Below are 16,155 nucleotides of genomic sequence, written 5' to 3'. Positions count from 1 at the left end.
CGCGGCACGCCGCGCCCCGGCCGAAACGGGGTGGGTCAGCCGCAGACGTCGTTGCGGCAGCCCGGCTCGCTGATGATGGCGACGGTGGTCTCGAGCCGCTCGAGCTTGCGCACGACGACCTTGGCGGGCTTGCGCTTGACGTCGGTCTTACGGTCCACGGGTCCTCCAACGAAATGGGAGAAACGGCGCGGCGGGGGTCGCTCGCGCCGCAATCATTAGAGCACCGCCATTGGTTCGCCACAATGTTTTCGGCAGCCGGATCAGGTGGCCCGCGAGGGGGGTAATCCCTTTTCGGGCAGGGCCACCGGAAAACGGACGAAAAAGAGCTGGGCCAAAAGCGCGCCAGGGGCGTCGAAGCCCGCCTATTCGGGCGGAACACACACCAGCGGGTGGATCGAATTATGGGGGTGTGACAGTTGGTAAAGGATGATCGGCGGAATTGACGCGCTCCGGTGCGCTTTTGGGGCGTTCCGCTACCTTGTGCGGGGTCGCCGCCGGGGCGTGCTGCGGCCCGACTGCCACACCGTCGGCCCGCTGCGGGCACGGCAACCGACCGGCCGGGCGGCAGCAGGGTCACCTCCGGCACCGCCTCGCGTGGGCGGGCGAGCACGGGCCGACACCGTCGGGGCACGGCGACGGCCCCACCGGCGTCCGGTAGCGGGCCGGGGTCAGCCTTCTGCGTTCCGGCACCGGGACGGTCCGGGTCAGCGCCCGCTCCGGTACGGGCGGGTCAGCCCTCGCGTTCCGGGTAGCCGGCCGGCACGGCGGACACGTCGTCCAGGGCCGTGGTGATCTCCTCCGGCAGGGTCATCCGTTCCACCTGCAACGCGCCGAGCAGCTGGCCGACCGTGCGGGCACCGAGGATCGGCGCGGTCACCCCCGGCCGGTCCCGGATCCAGGCCAGCGCCACCTCCAGCGGCGACACGCCCAGCCCGCCCGCGGCGATGCTCACCGCCTCGACGATGCTGGAGCAGCGCGGCTCCAGGTAGGTGGCGACGAACGGCTCGAAGTGCGCCGAGGCGGCCCGGGAGTCCGCCGGGCGGCCGTTGCGGTACTTGCCGGTCAGCACCCCCCGCCCCAGCGGCGACCACGGCAGCACGCCCAGGCCCAGCGCGGCGCAGGCCGGCAGCACCTCCCGCTCCACCCCCCGCTCCAGCAGTGAGTACTCCATCTGGGTGGCGACCACCGGGGCCCGCCCCGGCCAGGCGGCCTGCCAGGCGGCGGCGCGCGCGGTCTGCCAGCCGGAGAAGTTCGACACCCCGACGTAGCGGACCCGGCCGGAAGCCACCGCGTGGTCCAACGCGGCGAGGGTCTCCTCCAGCGGGGTGTCCGGGTCGTAGCCGTGCACCTGCCACAGGTCGACGTGGTCGGTGCCGAGCCGGCGCAGCGAGCCGTCCAGCGTCCGCAGCAGGTGCCCCCGGGAGCCGTCGCGCCGTCGGCCGCTGCCCGGCCGCAGACCCGCCTTGGTGGCGATCAGCACGTCCTCGCGGGGGACCAGGGTGCCCAGCAGCGAGCCGAGCACCGACTCGGCGTCCCCGTCGGCGAACACGTCGGCGGTGTCGACCAGGTTGCCGCCCGCGTCGAGGAAACTCTTCAGCTGGGCCGCCGCGTCGTCGGCGTCGGTGTCCCGGCCCCAGGTCATGGTGCCGAGCGCGAGCCGGGAAACCGCCAGCCCGCTTCGGCCGAGCGGTCGCTGTTGCATGGGTGAACCTTATTTCGAACCCGGCGCAACCGATATCCTTGCTCCCGGCATCTCTGCCTGTCGGGTCGCCGATCCGACCGTCACCGCCGCCCCCGGTGTCGCGTTGTGCACCCGATGCGCCGATCCGGTCGCTGGTTGTCGACCCCACCCACCCGCCGTGCCCGTCCGACGTGGGCCGCCCGTCGCCACCCGGCCGACCCGACCGCCCGGCCGACCCGACCGCCCGGCCGTCACCGCCCGTCCCGCACCGGCCGACGTCGGCGTACCCGCGACCGGCTCGGCCCGACCGGCTCGGCCCGCCGGTGTCGGCGGACGCGGTGCCCGGGGGTGAGCCGGTCTCCGGCGGGACCCATGGCATTGCGTAACCTGATGCGACCTGTGGTGCGGGATGGGGAGGATCAGTGCGACTCGGGCTCAGCCTCGGATATCAGACAGCGTGGAGCACGCCGGCGGACCACCTGGCGCTCGCCCAGGAAGCGGACCGCCTCGGCTACTCGGTGGTGTGGGCGGCGGAGGCGTACGGTTCGGACTCCCCGAGCATGCTGGCCTGGATGGCCGGCCAGACCCAGCGGATCGACGTGGGTAGCGCGGTGATGCAGATCCCCGCCCGTACCCCGGCGATGACCGCGATGACCGCGGCGACCATCGACGCCCTCTCCGGCGGCCGGTTCCGGCTCGGCCTGGGCGTCTCCGGCCCGCAGGTCTCCGAGGGCTGGCACGGCGTCCGGTTCGCCAAGCCGCTCGCCCGCACCCGCGAGTACGTCGACATCGTGAAGCTGGCGGTGGCCCGCAAGGAGGTCGCCTACGCCGGTGAGCACTACACGCTGCCGCTACCCGACGGCCCCGGCAAGGCGCTGCGGCTGGGTTTCCACCCGCCACGCGAGCACATCCCGATCTACCTGGCCGCCGTCGGCCCCAAGAACCTGGAACTGGCCGGTGAGATCGCCGACGGCTGGCTGGCGGTCTTCTACGCCCCCGAGTTCGCCGAGGAGCAGCTCGCCTCGGTGCGGGCCGGACGGGCGAAGGCGGGCAGGGAGCTGGCCGGCTTCGACGTGGTGCCGTCGGTGCCGGTGGTGGTCGGCGACGACGTGGCCTCCTGCGCCGAGCTGGTCCGCTGGTACGCCGCCCTCTACGTCGGCGGGATGGGCAGCCGGCAGCAGAACTTCTACAACCAGCTGGCCACCCGGATGGGCTACGGCGACGCCGCCCGGCAGGTCCAGGATCTCTACCTGGCCCGGCAGCAGCGGGACGCGGCGGCGGCGGTGCCGATGGAGTTCATCGACCGCACCTCGCTGCTCGGCCCGAAGGAACGCATCGCCGAGCGGATGCGGGAGTACGCGGCCGCCGGGGTGACCACCCTGTCGGTCACCCTGTTCGTGGCCGACCGGGACAGCGGCGTGCAGACCCTGCGTACCGTCGCCGAGGCCCTCGACCTCTCGGGAGTCGGCGAGTGACCTGGGTCGAGGCCATCGTCCTGGGCATCGTCCAGGGGCTCACCGAGTTTCTTCCGGTGAGTTCGTCGGGGCATCTGCGGATCACCTCGGCGATCTTCTTCGACCGGGACGCGGGCGCGTCCTTCACCGCGGTGACCCAGCTGGGCACCGAGGCGGCCGTGCTCATCTACTTCGCCAAGGACATCTGGCGGATCACCCGGACCTGGCTGGTCGGCATCCGGGACACCTCGGTCCGCTCCAGCCTCGACTACCGGATGGGCTGGTACGTGATCGTCGGCTCGATCCCGATCGGGCTGTTCGGCTTCCTGTTCAAGGACCAGATCCGCACCGCCGGGCGCAACCTGTGGGTGGTCTCCACCACGTTGATCGTCTTCGCCTTCGTGCTGGCCTTCGCCGAGTACTGGGGCCGGCAGACCCGTACCCTGGCGAACTTCCGGATGCGCGACGGCATCGTGATGGGCTTCGCCCAGGCCATGGCGCTGGTCCCCGGGGTGTCCCGCTCCGGCGGCACGCTCACCGCCGGCCTGCTGCTCAACCTGACCCGGGAGGCCGCCGCCCGGTACTCGTTCCTGCTGGCCATCCCGGCGGTGGTGATGTCCGGCATCTTCAGCGTCGGGGACGTCTTCGAGCCGGCCGCGCCGGGCACCTCGGTGCCCTCGGTGGCGCAGATGGTGGTCGCCACGATCATCGCCTTCGGCATCGGCTACGCGGCCATCGCCTGGCTGCTGCGCTATGTGGCGCACCACACCCTCTACGTCTTCGTCCTCTACCGGGTGGCGCTCGGCACCCTGGTACTGGCGCTGCTGCTCACCGGCACGATCAGCGCCACCTGACCCGACGCCGGCCCGACGGACCCGACGGCCCCCGACACCACCAGCCGGTGTCGGGGGCCGTCGCCGTGCCACCTGCCCCTAGGGTGGGGGCGTGGCGACCCTTCTGCTTCTGCGACACGGCCGGACGACCGCGAACGCCGACGGCGGGCTGGCCGGCCGGCAGCCGGTCGAGCTGGACGACACCGGGCGGGCCCAGTCGGCCGCGGTCGGCGAGCGGCTTCGTGGCCTGCCGTTGGCGGCGGTGGTCACCAGTCCGCTGATCCGCTGCCGGCAGACCCTCGACCTGGCGCTCCCGCAGGCCGCGCCGGTGGTCGAGGAGGGGCTGATCGAGTGCGGCTACGGCGCCTGGGAGGGGCAGCCGTTGAAGAAGCTCGCCAAGGAGAAGCTCTGGCCGGTGGTGCAGCAGCATCCCAGCGCGGCCGTCTTCCCCGACGGGGAGTCGATGGCGCAGATGTCCGCGCGCGCGGTCGCCGCGGTGCGGGCGTGGGACGCCCGGGTCACCGCCGAGCACGGTCCGGAGGCGGTCTGGCTGGCGTGCAGTCACGGCGATGTGATCAAGGCCATCGTGGCCGACGCCCTCGGGGTGCACCTGGACCTGTTCCAACGCATCGTCGCCGACCCGGCCTCGGTCACCGCGATCCGCTACACCTCGCTACGGCCGTTCCTGGTCCGGCTCAACGACACCGGCGGTGACCTGGCCGCACTGGTGCCGCCACCGGCCCGGCGGCGGCGTCGGGCGACCCGACCGGCCGACTCCGACGCGGCCGTCGGCGGGGGTGCGGGGACCGCCGGCTGAGCCGGGCCGTCCGACGTCGCACCCGGGTCGCGCCGTTTCGCCCTCGGCTGATTCGGCGTCGGTGCCTTGCGCGACCGTTCCACGCTCCGGATAGGGTCGTGGGTATGACCCACCAGGTGCACGCCTTCGAGCCGCCGGAGCGGTTCGTCGCCGGGACCGTCGGGCCGCCGGGGGAGCGCACGTTCTTCCTCCAGGCCCGCGGTGGCGGTCGGCTGGTCAGCGTCGCGCTGGAGAAGGTGCAGGTCTCCCTGCTCGCCGAAAAGCTGGAGGAGCTCCTCTCCGAGGCGCAGCGCCGGTTCGGTGTCGAGTTGCCGGAGGCGCCCGTGGCCGTCGGTGACAACGACCCGTTGGACAACCCGGTCGACGAGGAGTTCCGGGTCGGCACCCTCGGGTTGGCCTTCGACGTGGACTCCGCCACCGTGGTGATCGAGGCGATCGCCGCCGGTGAGGGGGAGGCCGAGGTCGAGTTGGGCGACGACGACGAGGCCGACGAGGACGACGACGAGGAACCGGACGAGGACCTCGACCGGCTGCGGGTGCGGCTGACCCCCGAGGCGACCCGCGAGTTCATCGAACGGGCCCGCCGGGTGGTCAACGCCGGCCGTCCGCCCTGCCCGCTGTGCGGGCAGCCGCTCGACCCGGCCGGGCACCTCTGCCCCCGGCACAACGGCTACCACCGGTGACCTCGTCGGAGGTGCGGCGTCAGGACGCCGACGCCGCGCTCCGGCTGCTGTGCGACGGTGAACTGGAGCTGGAGGGGCGGCTGGTCGACGCCTCCAACACCACCCTGCGGGCGATCCTGACCCTGGACGGCCGGACCGCCCGCTGCGTCTACAAGCCGGTGCGCGGCGAGCGCCCGCTCTGGGATTTTCCCGACGGTACCCTCGCCGGCCGGGAGGTCTCCGCCTACCTGGTCTCCCGGGCCACCGGCTGGGATCTGGTCCCGCCGACGGTGCTGCGGGACGGGCCGCTGGGGCCGGGGTCGTGCCAGCTGTGGATCGACGAGCCGGACGACGCCGATCCGTTGGTCGGGTTCGTGCCGGCCGAGGCGGTGCCGCCACGCTGGTTCCCGGTGGCCGCCGCCCGCGACGACGACGGTGCGGCGTACGCCCTGGCCCACGCGGACGATCCCCGGTTGGCCCGGCTGGCGGTGCTCGACGCGGTGCTCAACAACGCCGACCGTAAGGGCGGCCACGTGCTGGTGGGTGCCGACGACCGGATCTACGGGGTGGACCACGGGGTCTGCTTCCACGTCGAGGACAAGCTGCGGACCGTTCTGTGGGGGTGGGCGGGCCGCCAGCTCCCGGCGGATGCGGTGCAGGTGCTCGACGCCCTCGCCGGGCAGCTTGCCGGCGAGTTGGGTGAGGAGTTGGCGGAGCACCTGACCCTCGGCGAGGTCGCCGAGGTGGGGGCCCGGGTGGGGCGGTTGCGGGACACCGGTCGTTTCCCGTTGCCGCCGCAGGAGTGGCCGGCGATGCCCTGGCCGCCCATGTGAGCCGTTGTCGTGTTGATCACCCGGGCGACCGTGCCCGGCGGCGGGACGGCTCGTTAGGCTGACGGTCATGGAGTCTTGGGCGGGACACGAGGTGCCACGGCTGCCGGGCGACGGCGGGCCACTGAGCTTGTACGACTCGGCGCGGCGTGGTGTCCACCCGAGCAGCCCTGCCGGCCCGGCCACCATGTACGTCTGTGGCATCACCCCGTACGACGCCACCCACCTGGGGCACGCCGCCACCATGATCACCTTTGATCTGGTGCAGCGGATGTGGCGTGACGCCGGTCTGACCGTCCGGTACGTTCAGAACGTCACCGACATCGACGACCCGCTGCTGGAACGCGCCGAGCGTGACGGGGAGGACTGGAAGGTCCTCGCGATGCGGGAGACCGCGTTGTTCCGCGAGGACATGGAGGCGTTGCGGATCATCCCGCCGGCGCACTACGTCGGCGCGGTCGAGTCGATCCCGGACATCGCCGACCGGGTGCAGGAGTTGCTCAAGGGCGGTGCCGCCTACCGGCTCGACGACGGCACCGGTGACGTCTACTTCGACGTCGCCGCCGCCCCCGCGTTCGGCTACGAGTCGAACCTGACCCGGGAGCAGATGCTGGAGATCTTCCCCGAGCGCGGTGGCGACCCGGAACGGGCCGGCAAACGCGACCCGCTCGACCCGTTGCTGTGGCGCGGCGCCCGCGACGGCGAGCCGTCCTGGCCGGGCGGTGAGCTGGGCCCCGGCCGGCCCGGCTGGCACATCGAGTGCACCGTGATCGCGCTCAACCTGCTCGGTGACCGGCTCGACGTGCAGGGTGGCGGCAACGACCTGATCTTCCCGCACCACGAGTGTTCCGCCGCGCACGCGGAGCGGCTCACCGGCACCGCCCCCTTCGCCGACCACTACGTGCACGCCGGCATGATCGGCCTGGACGGCGAGAAGATGTCGAAGTCCAAGGGCAACCTGGTCTTCGTCTCCCGGCTGCGCGCCGACCAGGTGGATCCGATGGCCGTCCGGCTCGGCCTGATGTCCGGGCACTACCGGACCGACCGGGCCTGGACCGACGACGTGCTGACCGCCGCGCAGGAGCGGCTGGACCGCTGGCGGCGGGCCGCTACCGCGCCGTCCGGACCGTCCGGCGCGGCCTTCCTCGCCGGGGTACGCGAGCGCCTCGGCGCCGACCTGGACACCCCTGGCGCACTCGCCCTGGCCGACGGCTGGGCGGATGCGGCGCTGGCCGGCACCACCGACGACCCGCAGGCCCCCGCCCTCTTCGCCACCACCGTCGACGCCCTCCTCGGCATCCGCCTCTAACCCCGCCCACCCGGACCCCACCCGGACCCCACCCCCACCCGCCCCGACCACGATGGCACGCCCCCCGGCCGGACTCCGCGTGGCCCCGGCCGGCTCGTCGATCATGGAGTTGTGGTGGGGGTTGGGCCCCCTTATGCGACTTATGCGGGGCCCCACAACTCCATGATCGACGTACGGGGACCCGGGGGCCGGTCAGGCGTGGGTGGTTGGTTCGTCGTGCCGGGGGCGGTGTTCACCGGTTGCGGGGTTGCGGGGCGGGTTGGCGCAGCGCGACCCGCGTCTGGGTCTGCACCACGCCGCAGCTCTTCTTGAGCCGACGCAGCAACGCGTCCAGGGCGGCGGTGTCCCGTAGCCGGGCCCGCAGCAGATAGTCGTACGGCCCGGTCATGTGCACCGCGTCGACGATCTGCTCGATCGGGGCGATGGCATCGACGAACGTCTCGTAGTCGGTCCCGGCGTCGAGGCGTACGTCGATGAACACCTCCAACCCGCCGCGGAGCTCCGGCGCGTCGTGGCCGGTGACGACGGTGTACCCGAGGATGACGCCGTCGTCTTCCAGCCGGCGGACCCGGGCGGCGGTGGCGTTCGTGCTCAGGCCGACCCGTCGACCGATCTCACTGAACGAACACCTCGCATTGTCCTGGAGGATGCCGAGAATCTGCTCGTCAAGCCGGTCCACACCGACAATCGTACGTCGGCACCGCTCATTTGTCGGGCGCACCCGTCGGGGTGACCCAGACTCGGCGGATGGTTGATGGAATCGTGTTCCTGGCGGTCGCCGGGTTCGCCGCCGGGCTGGGTGTGGCGATGCCCCTGGGGGCGATCGGGGTGCTGATCGTCCGGGAGGGGATGCTGCGTGGCCACCGCAGTGGCCTGGCCGCCGCTTCCGGCGTCGCCACCGTCGACACCCTCTACTGCCTCGGCGCGCTGCTGACCGGGGCGGCGCTCGCGCCGGTGATCGCCTCGTGGGGCGACGCCCCCCGCTATCTGTCCGGGTTGGTGATCGTCGGGCTGGGCTGCCACCAACTGGTCACCCTGCGCCGCGCCCCGGCACGCCCCGCCGGTGCCGGAGCCGAGCGGAACGTCACCGGCGGAGCCCGGCGGGACGGGACCGGAGCCGAGCGGAACGCCACCGGCGAGGCCTGGCGGAACGGCACCGGTGGAGCCCTGCGGGACCGGACCGGTGCCGGGCGGAACGGCGGCGGTGGGGAGCGTCCGGCCCGGACCGCCGCCGGACCGGTCTACGTCCGCTTCGTGCTCCTCACTGCGGTCAACCCGTTGACCCTGGTGTACTTCTTCGCCCTGGCCGGGACGGTGAACGCCGTGCCGGGCAGTTGGACGGGGCCCGGGGTGTTCGTCGTCGCTGCCGGGCTGGCCTCCCTGCTGTGGCAGACCGGCCTCGCCGCGATCGGCGCGGCCCTGGGCGTCACCGTCCCGGCACGGGTCGCCGACCTGCTCGGGGTGGTCGCCTCCCTGATCGTCGTCGCGCTCGGGGCGGCCGTCGTCGTGGTCACCGCCGTCACCTGAGGCACGGCTGGCCCCGTGCGCCCGGTGCCGTCCCGCGAGCCGCGCCACCCCTGCCCGGCCTGCGGTACTGCCGCCCGGCCCCCGTGCGGTGCTGCCCGGCCGTGCGGGGGCCGGGACGGCGGGCGGTGCTGCCCGACCGTGCGGGGGCCGGGACGGCGGGCGGTGCCCGGTCGGGATCAGCCGAGGACCAGGCCGGGGTCGGGGTCGGGGTCCGGCGCGGGGGCGGGGATCTGGTACTCCTCGGTGAGCGTGGTCATCGGGCCGGGCCAGGTGGCCTGGGCGACCTCGATCGGCTTGCGGTGGGCGTCGTAGGCGACGTGCAGCAGGTGCAGCACGGGCGTGTCGGGGCGGATCTGGAGGGTCTCCGCCTCCTCCCGGCTGGGCTGGCGGGCGCTGATGGTGTCGGCGGCGGTGGTGTACCGCCGGCCGGTCGCCTCCTCGGCCTCCTGGTAGAGCGGTCGACCGAACGCCTCGGCCCGTTCCAGGGAGGTGCCGGCGGTGTCCTTCGGCAGGAACCAGGACGCGCCCACCTCCACCGGGGACTCGTCGGTGCGTACCAGGTGCCGGCGGCAGAGCAGTTCGGTGCCGTCGGGGACCCCGAACGCGTCGGCGACCTCGGGCGGGGCGGGTGCCCGACCGACGGAGACGAGCTGCTGGCGGTACCGGGCGGCGAGGTCGGCGTGGTAGCCCCGGAAGCCGCCGTACCGGCCCCGGGAGAGCCGGTTGAGTCGCCGCCGGGTGCCCCGCACGTACGTACCGGAGCCGGGTTTGGTGATCAGGATGCCCTCGACCCGCAGCTGGTCGATGGCGCGCTGCACGGTCTGCTTCGCGACCCCGAACAGCTCGGCGATGGCCGGGATGGACGGCAGCCGCTCGCCCGGCCCCCAGTCGCCCCGGCGCACCTGGGCCTTGAGCTGCGCGGCGATCTGTCGGTGCGGGAACTCGGCGGTCCCCGGGTTGATCTGCACGCCCGCCTCCTCCTGATAGCTAGGTTCCTAGGATGCCCTAGAGAGCGTGACGACGCCACCCCGGACACGCCGAAAGGCCCCGGACGCCACGACGCCCGGGGCCTTTCGAAGACGACTGCCAGAAACCCGAAAGACGACTACCAGGAATGCGAGGAACGACTACCAGGAGCCGGCGGTGGGGCCGGCGGAACCACCCCGGCGGCGCAGGTACTTCTCGAACTCCTGGGCGATCTCGTCACCGGTCAACGGCGTGATGCCCGCGTCACCGACCCGTTCCTCCAGCTCGCGGACGTACTCACCCAGCTCGGCGTCCTGCTCGGCGGCGCTGCGGACCCGCTGCTCCCACTCGGCGGCCTCCTCGGCCAGGTCGGCCATCGGGACCGGCAGGTCGAGCACCTCCTCCACCCGGTGCAGCAGGGCGAGGGTGGCCTTCGGGCAGGGCGGGTTGTTGGCGTAGTGCGGCACGTGCACCCAGAACGACACCGCGTCGACCTCGGCCCGGGTGCAGGCATCCTGGAGCACCCCGACGATGCCGGTGGGCCCGTCGTAGCGGGTGGGGGTGAGCTGGTAGCGCTGGGCGGCCTGGGCGTCGGAGGCGCTGCCGCTGATCGGCAACGGCCGGGTGTACGGCACGTCGGCCAGCAACGCGCCCAACAGCACCACCCGCTCGACCTCCAGGCTGTGGCAGATCTCCAGCACCTGTTCGCAGAAGGTGCGCCACCGCATGCTCGGCTCGATGCCCCGGATCAGCACCACGTCGCGTTCGGTGCCCTCGGGGCTGGCCACCACGAACTTGGTGGTGGGCCACTCCACCCGGCGGGTCTCGCCGTCGGACATCGTGATCGTCGGCCGACTGACCTGGAAGTCGTAGAACTCCTCCGGGTCGATCTCGGTGATCTGCCGGGCCTGCCAGACCTGCTCCAGGTGTTCCACGGCGGCGGTGGAGGCGTCCGCGGCGTCGTTCCACCCCTCGAAGGCGGCGATCGCCACCGGGGACCGCAGCACCGGCAGCCCGTCGAACTCGGTCACGCCGTCACCTCGCCCCGCTCGTCGCCGACGGTGCCGGGGGTCGACCCGGTCACCCGCCCGCCGTGCACGGTGGCGTCCCTGATGTCCTTCACGTCCGCCAGCCTACGTCCCGGCGCGGCGCGTGGCCCGTCGGCCGCGCCGGTCCGCCGACCCACCCCGCCCCCGAACCGGTACGAACCGACCCGATGAGCGGATGGACACATAGTGGGACGGGGCCGGGCGTCGACAATCGTCGGGATCCTCGCACTAACCTGAACCTGTGCGGACTTCGTTGCGGGATGTGCTGGCCGACCGGATCCTCATCGCCGATGGCGCGATGGGGACGATGCTCCAGGCGGCTGACCTGAGCCTCGACGACTTCGAGGGGCTGGAGGGTTGCAACGAGATCCTCAACGTGACCCGACCCGACGTGGTGCGCGGTGTGCACGAGGAATACCTGGCGGCCGGCGCGGACTGTGTCGAGACGAACACTTTCGGTGCCAACCTCGCCAACCTCGCCGAGTACGACATCCCGGAGCGCATCCGGGAGCTGTCGGAGGCCGGCGCACGGATCGCCCGGGAGGCCGCCGACGCGTACACCACGGCCGAGCGGCCCCGCTTCGTGCTCGGCTCGATCGGCCCCGGCACCAAGCTGCCCACCCTCGGTCACGCCCCCTACGCGACGCTGCGCGACGCCTACCAGGAGAACGCCGCCGGGCTTATCGCCGGCGGGTCGGACGCGTTGATCATCGAGACCTGCCAGGACCTGTTGCAGGTCAAGGCGGCCGTGGTCGGGTCCAAGCGGGCGATGGCCGAGCTGGGCCAGCAGGTGCCGATCATCTGTCACGTCGCGGTGGAGACCACCGGCACGATGCTGGTGGGCAGCGAGATCGGGGCGGCGCTGGCGGCCATCGAGCCGCTCGGGGTGGACCTGATCGGGCTGAACTGCTCGACCGGCCCGGCCGAGATGGGCGAGCACCTGCGCTACCTGTCGCAGCACTCCCGGATCCCGCTGTCGGTGATGCCGAATGCCGGCCTGCCGGTGCTGACCGCCGACGGGGCGTACTTCCCGCTGAGCCCGGTGGAGCTGGCCGACGCCCTGGAGCGGTTCGTCGGCGAGTACGGCGTCGGGCTGATCGGCGGCTGCTGCGGCACCACCCCGGAGCACATCCGGGCGCTGGCCGAGCGGTTGCACGGCGCGACCCCGGCCGCCCGCGAGCCCCGGCACGAGCCGGGTGTCTCGTCGATCTACCACCCGGTGCCGTTCGCCCAGGACGCCTCGGTGCTGATGGTGGGGGAGCGGACCAACGCCAACGGTTCCAAGGCGTTCCGTGAGTCGATGCTCGCCGCCGACTGGCAGGCGTGCGTCGAGGTGGCCCGCAGCCAGGCCCGCGACGGCTCGCACCTGCTGGACCTGTGCGTCGACTACGTCGGCCGCGACGGCACCCAGGACATGCGGGAGCTGGCCGGCCGGTTCGCCACCGCGTCCACCCTGCCGATCATGCTGGACTCCACCGAGCCGCAGGTCATCGAAGCCGGGCTGGAGATGCTCGGTGGGCGCTGCGTGGTCAACTCGGTCAACTTCGAGGACGGCGACGGCCCCGACTCCCGCTACGCCCGGGTGATGCCGGTGATCGCCGAGCACGGCGCGGCCGTGGTGGCGCTGCTCATCGACGAGGAGGGGCAGGCGCGTACCCGGGAGTGGAAGGTCCGGGTCGCGGCCCGGCTGATCGACGACCTGACCGGCCGGTGGGGGATGGACCGGGGGGACATCCTCATCGACGCGCTGACCTTCCCGATCGCCACCGGCCAGGAGGAGACCCGCCGCGACGGCATCGAGACCATCGAGGCGATCCGGGAGATCGCCGCCCGCTACCCGGGGGTCAACTTCACCCTGGGCATCTCCAACGTGTCGTTCGGGCTCAACCCGGCCGCCCGGCAGGTGCTCAACTCGGTGTTCCTGCACGAGTGCGTGCAGGCGGGTCTGACCTCGGCGATCGTGCACGCCAGCAAGATCCTGCCGATGTCCAAGATCCCCGAGGCGCAGCGGGAGGTCGCCCTCGACCTGATCTACGACCGGCGGCGCGAGGGCTACGACCCGGTGCAGCGGTTCATCGAGGCGTTCGAGGGCGTCGACGCCGCCTCGGCGCGGGCCACCCGGGCCGAGGAGTTGGCGGGGCTGCCGCTGGACGAGCGGCTCAAGCGACGGATCATCGACGGCGAGCGCAACGGCCTGGAGGCCGACCTGGACACCGCGATGGCGCAGGGCCGCAGCCCGCTGTCCATCATCAACGACATCCTGCTGGACGGGATGAAGGTCGTCGGTGAGCTGTTCGGTTCCGGGCAGATGCAGTTGCCGTTCGTGCTCCAGTCCGCCGAGGTGATGAAGACGGCGGTGGCCTACCTGGAGCCGCACATGGAGGCGGTCGAGGACGGCGGCAAGGGCCGGATCGTGCTGGCCACCGTGCGCGGCGACGTGCACGACATCGGCAAGAACCTGGTCGACATCATCCTGTCCAACAACGGCTACGAGGTCGTCAACATCGGCATCAAGCAGCCGATCACCGCGATCCTCGACGCCGCCGAGGAGCATCGCGCCGACGCGATCGGGATGTCCGGGCTGCTGGTCAAGAGCACCGTCATCATGAAGGAGAACCTCGCCGAGATGGCCTCGCGCGGGGTGGCCGAGCGGTGGCCGGTGCTGCTGGGCGGGGCGGCGCTGACCCGCGCGTACGTCGAGGACGACCTGCGGGCGATGTTCCCCGGCCAGGTGCACTACGCGCGGGACGCCTTCGAGGGGTTGGCCCTGATGGACCGGGTGATGACCGCCAAGCGCGGTGGCGCACCCGTGATCGACCCGGAGCGGGAGGCCGCGTTGGCGGCCCGGCGGGCCCGCCGGGAGAAGCAGCGCACCATGGTCACCGAGGTGCTGCCGGAGCTGGACGACGCCTCGGTCCGCTCCGACGTGGCGACCGACGTGGCCGTACCCACCCCGCCGTTCTTCGGCACCCGGGTGGTCAAGGGGGTGCCGCTGGCCGACTACGCGTCCCTGCTGGACGAGCGGGCCACCTTCCTCGGCCAGTGGGGGCTGCGCGGGTCGCGGGGCGGCCAGGGCCCGTCGTACGAGGAGTTGGTGGAGACCGAGGGGCGGCCCCGGCTGCGGTACTGGCTGGACCGGCTCATCGCCGACCAGGTGCTGGAGGCGGCCGTGGTGTACGGCTACTTCCCGGCATACTCCGAAGGCAACGACCTGGTGATCCTGGACGAGAACGGCAACAGCGAGCGGGCCCGGTTCTCGTTCCCCCGGCAGCGGCAGGAACGCCGGCTCTGCCTGGCCGACTTCTTCCGCCCGAGGGGTGACGGGCTCGACGTGGTGGCGCTGCAGTTGGTCACCGTCGGCCAGCCGATCAGCGAGTACACCGCGAAGATGTTCGCCGCCAACGAGTACCGCGACTACCTGGAGGTGCACGGGTTGTCCGTGCAGCTCACCGAGGCGCTCGCCGAGTACTGGCATCGGCGTATCCGCTCCGAGCTGACCCTGCCGGGCGGCGGCACGGTCGCCACCGGTGACCCGACCGACCTGGCCGGCCTGCTGCGCAACGACTACCGGGGTTGCCGGTACGCGTTCGGCTACCCGGCCTGCCCCGATCTGGAGGACCGGGCCAAGATCGTGGAGCTGCTCGGGGCGGAGCGGATCGGCGTGCAGCTGTCGGAGGAGTTCCAGCTGGTGCCGGAGCAGGCCACCGACGCGATCGTGGTGCACCACCCGGAGGCCAACTACTTCAACGCCAAGTGACGCCGTCACCCCTCCTGAGCTGCGCGAACACCATTCCAGCGCCCCTCTAGGCCGTCGCCAGGCCGTCGGGGGCCGTGGGGCCGTGCCCGAAGGCGGTGTCGATCGCCCGGCGGGTGCGGTCCTCGCTGGTCGGCAGGAGGTGGGTGTAGACCCGCAGGGTGAAGCCGGGGTCGGCGTGGCCGAGGTACAGCGACAGCGCCTTGATGTTCTCGCCCGCGTCGAGCAGCACCGAGGCGTACGTGTGGCGTAGGACGTGCATGCCGTTCTGCCGGGTGTCCTCGACGCCGGCCGCCCGGATGGCCGGCTTCCACACGTTGGCGTTGAACGACGGTCGGCTGAGCGGGTCGCCGTTGGCGGTGCTGAGGTAGACCGTGACCGTCCGGGGTTCGCCGTCGGGGGTGCCCCACGGCAGGGTCACCGGCACGGGGTCGACCTGGTCGGCGTGCTCGCGTAGCCGTGCCGCGACCGCGTCGGGTAGCGGGACCTCCCGCAACTTGCCGCCCTTGGGCGGGGCGAAGACCAGGGTTCCCCGCACGATCTTGATCTGGCGGTCGACATGGAGCAGTCGCCGCGAGGTGTCGACGTCGTCCGGGCTGACGGCGAAGATCTCGCCCTGCCGGAGTCCGCAACCGGCACCCAGGTCGACGGCGATCCGATAGCGTTCCCGCATCACCGCACGGAACGAGGCGAGGCGCTCCGTCGACCAGGGGACGACCTTGGCCGGGACGTACCGGGGAGCCCGGACCGTCTTGAGTGCGCAGGGGTTGCTGATCACCTTCCGGTCGTCGACGGCCGCGTTGAGGATCATCGACACGTCGTTGAACAGGTTTCGGCGGTAGCTGGCCGCCATGCCCGAGTCCTGGAGCTGCTTGGCCCAGGCCCGGATCGTGTTCGGCTGGACGGCGGCGATGGGGCGGTCACCGAAGACCGGGTAGACGTGCAGGCGGAACTGTCGCTCCAACCGTTCCCGGGTCGACTCGTCGCAGGATGCGGCAGCGAGCCACTCGTCGGCGTACTTGCGGAACGTCACCCGACCGGCGTCCGGGTCGACGTAGGTGCCCTTGAGGATGTCAGCCTGGACCTGGGCGAGAAACGCCGACGCGTCCCGCTTGCGCCTGTCCGGGAACGACTCCGAACGCTCCCGTCCGTCCGGGCCGATGTAGCGCACCCGGTAGCGCATCCCCTTGCCGTGGGTGGCCTTGGGCACCTGGACGTTGCGGTCGTCGACGACGACCGTCTTGTACCAGCGATCCTCGATGTGAGCCATGGT

General features: G+C 72.3%; 14 protein-coding genes. 8 read left to right on the top strand and 6 right to left on the bottom strand.

Features of this window, described 5'->3' with window-relative positions; all coding sequences use genetic code 11:
* Window positions 1-35: 35 nt before the first annotated feature.
* The gene (locus JQN83_RS33700) at window positions 36-158 is read right to left on the bottom strand and encodes a hypothetical protein (protein WP_255470009.1); all 123 of its coding nucleotides are present in this window, start codon (window positions 156-158) and stop codon (window positions 36-38) included.
* 572 nt (window positions 159-730) lie between these two features.
* On the bottom strand, window positions 731-1,702 hold the full coding sequence (locus JQN83_RS07340) for an aldo/keto reductase (protein ID WP_208566271.1): 972 nt from the start codon (window positions 1,700-1,702) through the stop codon (window positions 731-733).
* A gap of 401 nt (window positions 1,703-2,103) precedes the next feature.
* On the opposite strand from JQN83_RS07340, the gene JQN83_RS07335 reads away from it, so the two are divergent.
* The 6 genes from JQN83_RS07335 to mshC all read left to right on the top strand — a co-directional run bounded on the left by JQN83_RS07335 (window position 2,104) and on the right by mshC (window position 7,586).
* Window positions 2,104-3,156, top strand: coding sequence for an LLM class F420-dependent oxidoreductase (locus tag JQN83_RS07335; protein ID WP_208566270.1), 1,053 nt, complete (start codon window positions 2,104-2,106; stop codon window positions 3,154-3,156).
* Window positions 3,153-3,989: an undecaprenyl-diphosphate phosphatase gene (locus tag JQN83_RS07330; RefSeq protein WP_208566269.1), complete on the top strand. Its 837-nt coding sequence runs from the start codon at window positions 3,153-3,155 to the stop codon at window positions 3,987-3,989. Before JQN83_RS07335 ends, JQN83_RS07330 begins: the two co-directional genes overlap by 4 nt.
* A gap of 91 nt (window positions 3,990-4,080) precedes the next feature.
* Window positions 4,081-4,785 carry a histidine phosphatase family protein gene (locus JQN83_RS07325; protein ID WP_208566268.1) on the top strand — a complete coding sequence of 235 codons (705 nt, stop codon included), beginning with the start codon at window positions 4,081-4,083 and terminating at the stop codon, window positions 4,783-4,785.
* A 104-nt stretch (window positions 4,786-4,889) separates the two neighbouring features.
* On the top strand, window positions 4,890-5,468 hold the full coding sequence (locus JQN83_RS07320; protein WP_208566267.1) for a DUF3090 domain-containing protein: 579 nt from the start codon (window positions 4,890-4,892) through the stop codon (window positions 5,466-5,468).
* Window positions 5,465-6,280 (top strand): SCO1664 family protein, encoded by an 816-nt coding sequence (locus JQN83_RS07315; RefSeq protein WP_208566266.1) that lies wholly within the window; start codon window positions 5,465-5,467, stop codon window positions 6,278-6,280. Before JQN83_RS07320 ends, JQN83_RS07315 begins: the two co-directional genes overlap by 4 nt.
* A 67-nt stretch (window positions 6,281-6,347) precedes the next feature.
* Complete coding sequence (gene mshC, locus JQN83_RS07310) at window positions 6,348-7,586, top strand: cysteine--1-D-myo-inosityl 2-amino-2-deoxy-alpha-D-glucopyranoside ligase (RefSeq protein ID WP_208566265.1); 1,239 nt, start codon at window positions 6,348-6,350, stop codon at window positions 7,584-7,586.
* A 232-nt stretch (window positions 7,587-7,818) separates the two neighbouring features.
* Here mshC and JQN83_RS34065 read toward each other — a convergent pair whose 3' ends face one another.
* A complete protein-coding gene (locus JQN83_RS34065; protein ID WP_208566264.1) occupies window positions 7,819-8,265 on the bottom strand; it encodes an Lrp/AsnC family transcriptional regulator in 447 nt (148 codons plus the stop codon).
* A 68-nt stretch (window positions 8,266-8,333) separates the two neighbouring features.
* Between JQN83_RS34065 and JQN83_RS07300 the strand changes: the two genes are divergently transcribed.
* Window positions 8,334-9,113 (top strand): LysE family transporter, encoded by a 780-nt coding sequence (locus tag JQN83_RS07300; protein ID WP_208566263.1) that lies wholly within the window; start codon window positions 8,334-8,336, stop codon window positions 9,111-9,113.
* Window positions 9,114-9,289: 176 nt separating this feature from the next.
* Here the strand turns inward: JQN83_RS07300 and JQN83_RS07295 are convergent, their stop codons facing one another.
* Window positions 9,290-10,081 (bottom strand): GntR family transcriptional regulator, encoded by a 792-nt coding sequence (locus JQN83_RS07295; RefSeq protein WP_208566262.1) that lies wholly within the window; start codon window positions 10,079-10,081, stop codon window positions 9,290-9,292.
* 159 nt (window positions 10,082-10,240) lie between these two features.
* Complete coding sequence (locus tag JQN83_RS07290) at window positions 10,241-11,110, bottom strand: PAC2 family protein (protein WP_208566261.1); 870 nt, start codon at window positions 11,108-11,110, stop codon at window positions 10,241-10,243.
* A gap of 271 nt (window positions 11,111-11,381) precedes the next feature.
* On the opposite strand from JQN83_RS07290, the gene metH reads away from it, so the two are divergent.
* Window positions 11,382-14,885, top strand: coding sequence for a methionine synthase (gene metH / locus JQN83_RS07285; protein ID WP_279632687.1), 3,504 nt, complete (start codon window positions 11,382-11,384; stop codon window positions 14,883-14,885).
* Window positions 14,886-14,931: 46 nt separating this feature from the next.
* On the opposite strand, the gene JQN83_RS07280 is transcribed toward metH, so the two are convergent.
* Window positions 14,932-16,152, bottom strand: coding sequence for a tyrosine-type recombinase/integrase (locus tag JQN83_RS07280; RefSeq protein ID WP_208566259.1), 1,221 nt, complete (start codon window positions 16,150-16,152; stop codon window positions 14,932-14,934).
* Window positions 16,153-16,155: the final 3 nt, after the last annotated feature.

The organism is Micromonospora antibiotica, from assembly GCF_017599305.1.
GTDB lineage: Bacteria > Actinomycetota > Actinomycetes > Mycobacteriales > Micromonosporaceae > Micromonospora > Micromonospora antibiotica.
The sequence above is the reverse complement of the archived record's forward strand: the minus strand, read 5'-3'. Positions and strand labels throughout refer to the sequence as shown.

What these genes read in the sequence shown, in the direction of transcription:
- JQN83_RS07340 (WP_208566271.1), bottom strand. Translation starts at nt 1,702, where the DNA reads ATGCAACAGCGACCGCTCGGCCGAAGCGGGCTGGCGGTTTCCCGGCTC.
- JQN83_RS07320 (WP_208566267.1), top strand. Translation starts at nt 4,890, where the DNA reads ATGACCCACCAGGTGCACGCCTTCGAGCCGCCGGAGCGGTTCGTCGCC.
- mshC (WP_208566265.1), top strand. Translation starts at nt 6,348, where the DNA reads ATGGAGTCTTGGGCGGGACACGAGGTGCCACGGCTGCCGGGCGACGGC.
- JQN83_RS07300 (WP_208566263.1), top strand. Translation starts at nt 8,334, where the DNA reads ATGGTTGATGGAATCGTGTTCCTGGCGGTCGCCGGGTTCGCCGCCGGG.
- JQN83_RS07280 (WP_208566259.1), bottom strand. Translation starts at nt 16,152, where the DNA reads ATGGCTCACATCGAGGATCGCTGGTACAAGACGGTCGTCGTCGACGAC.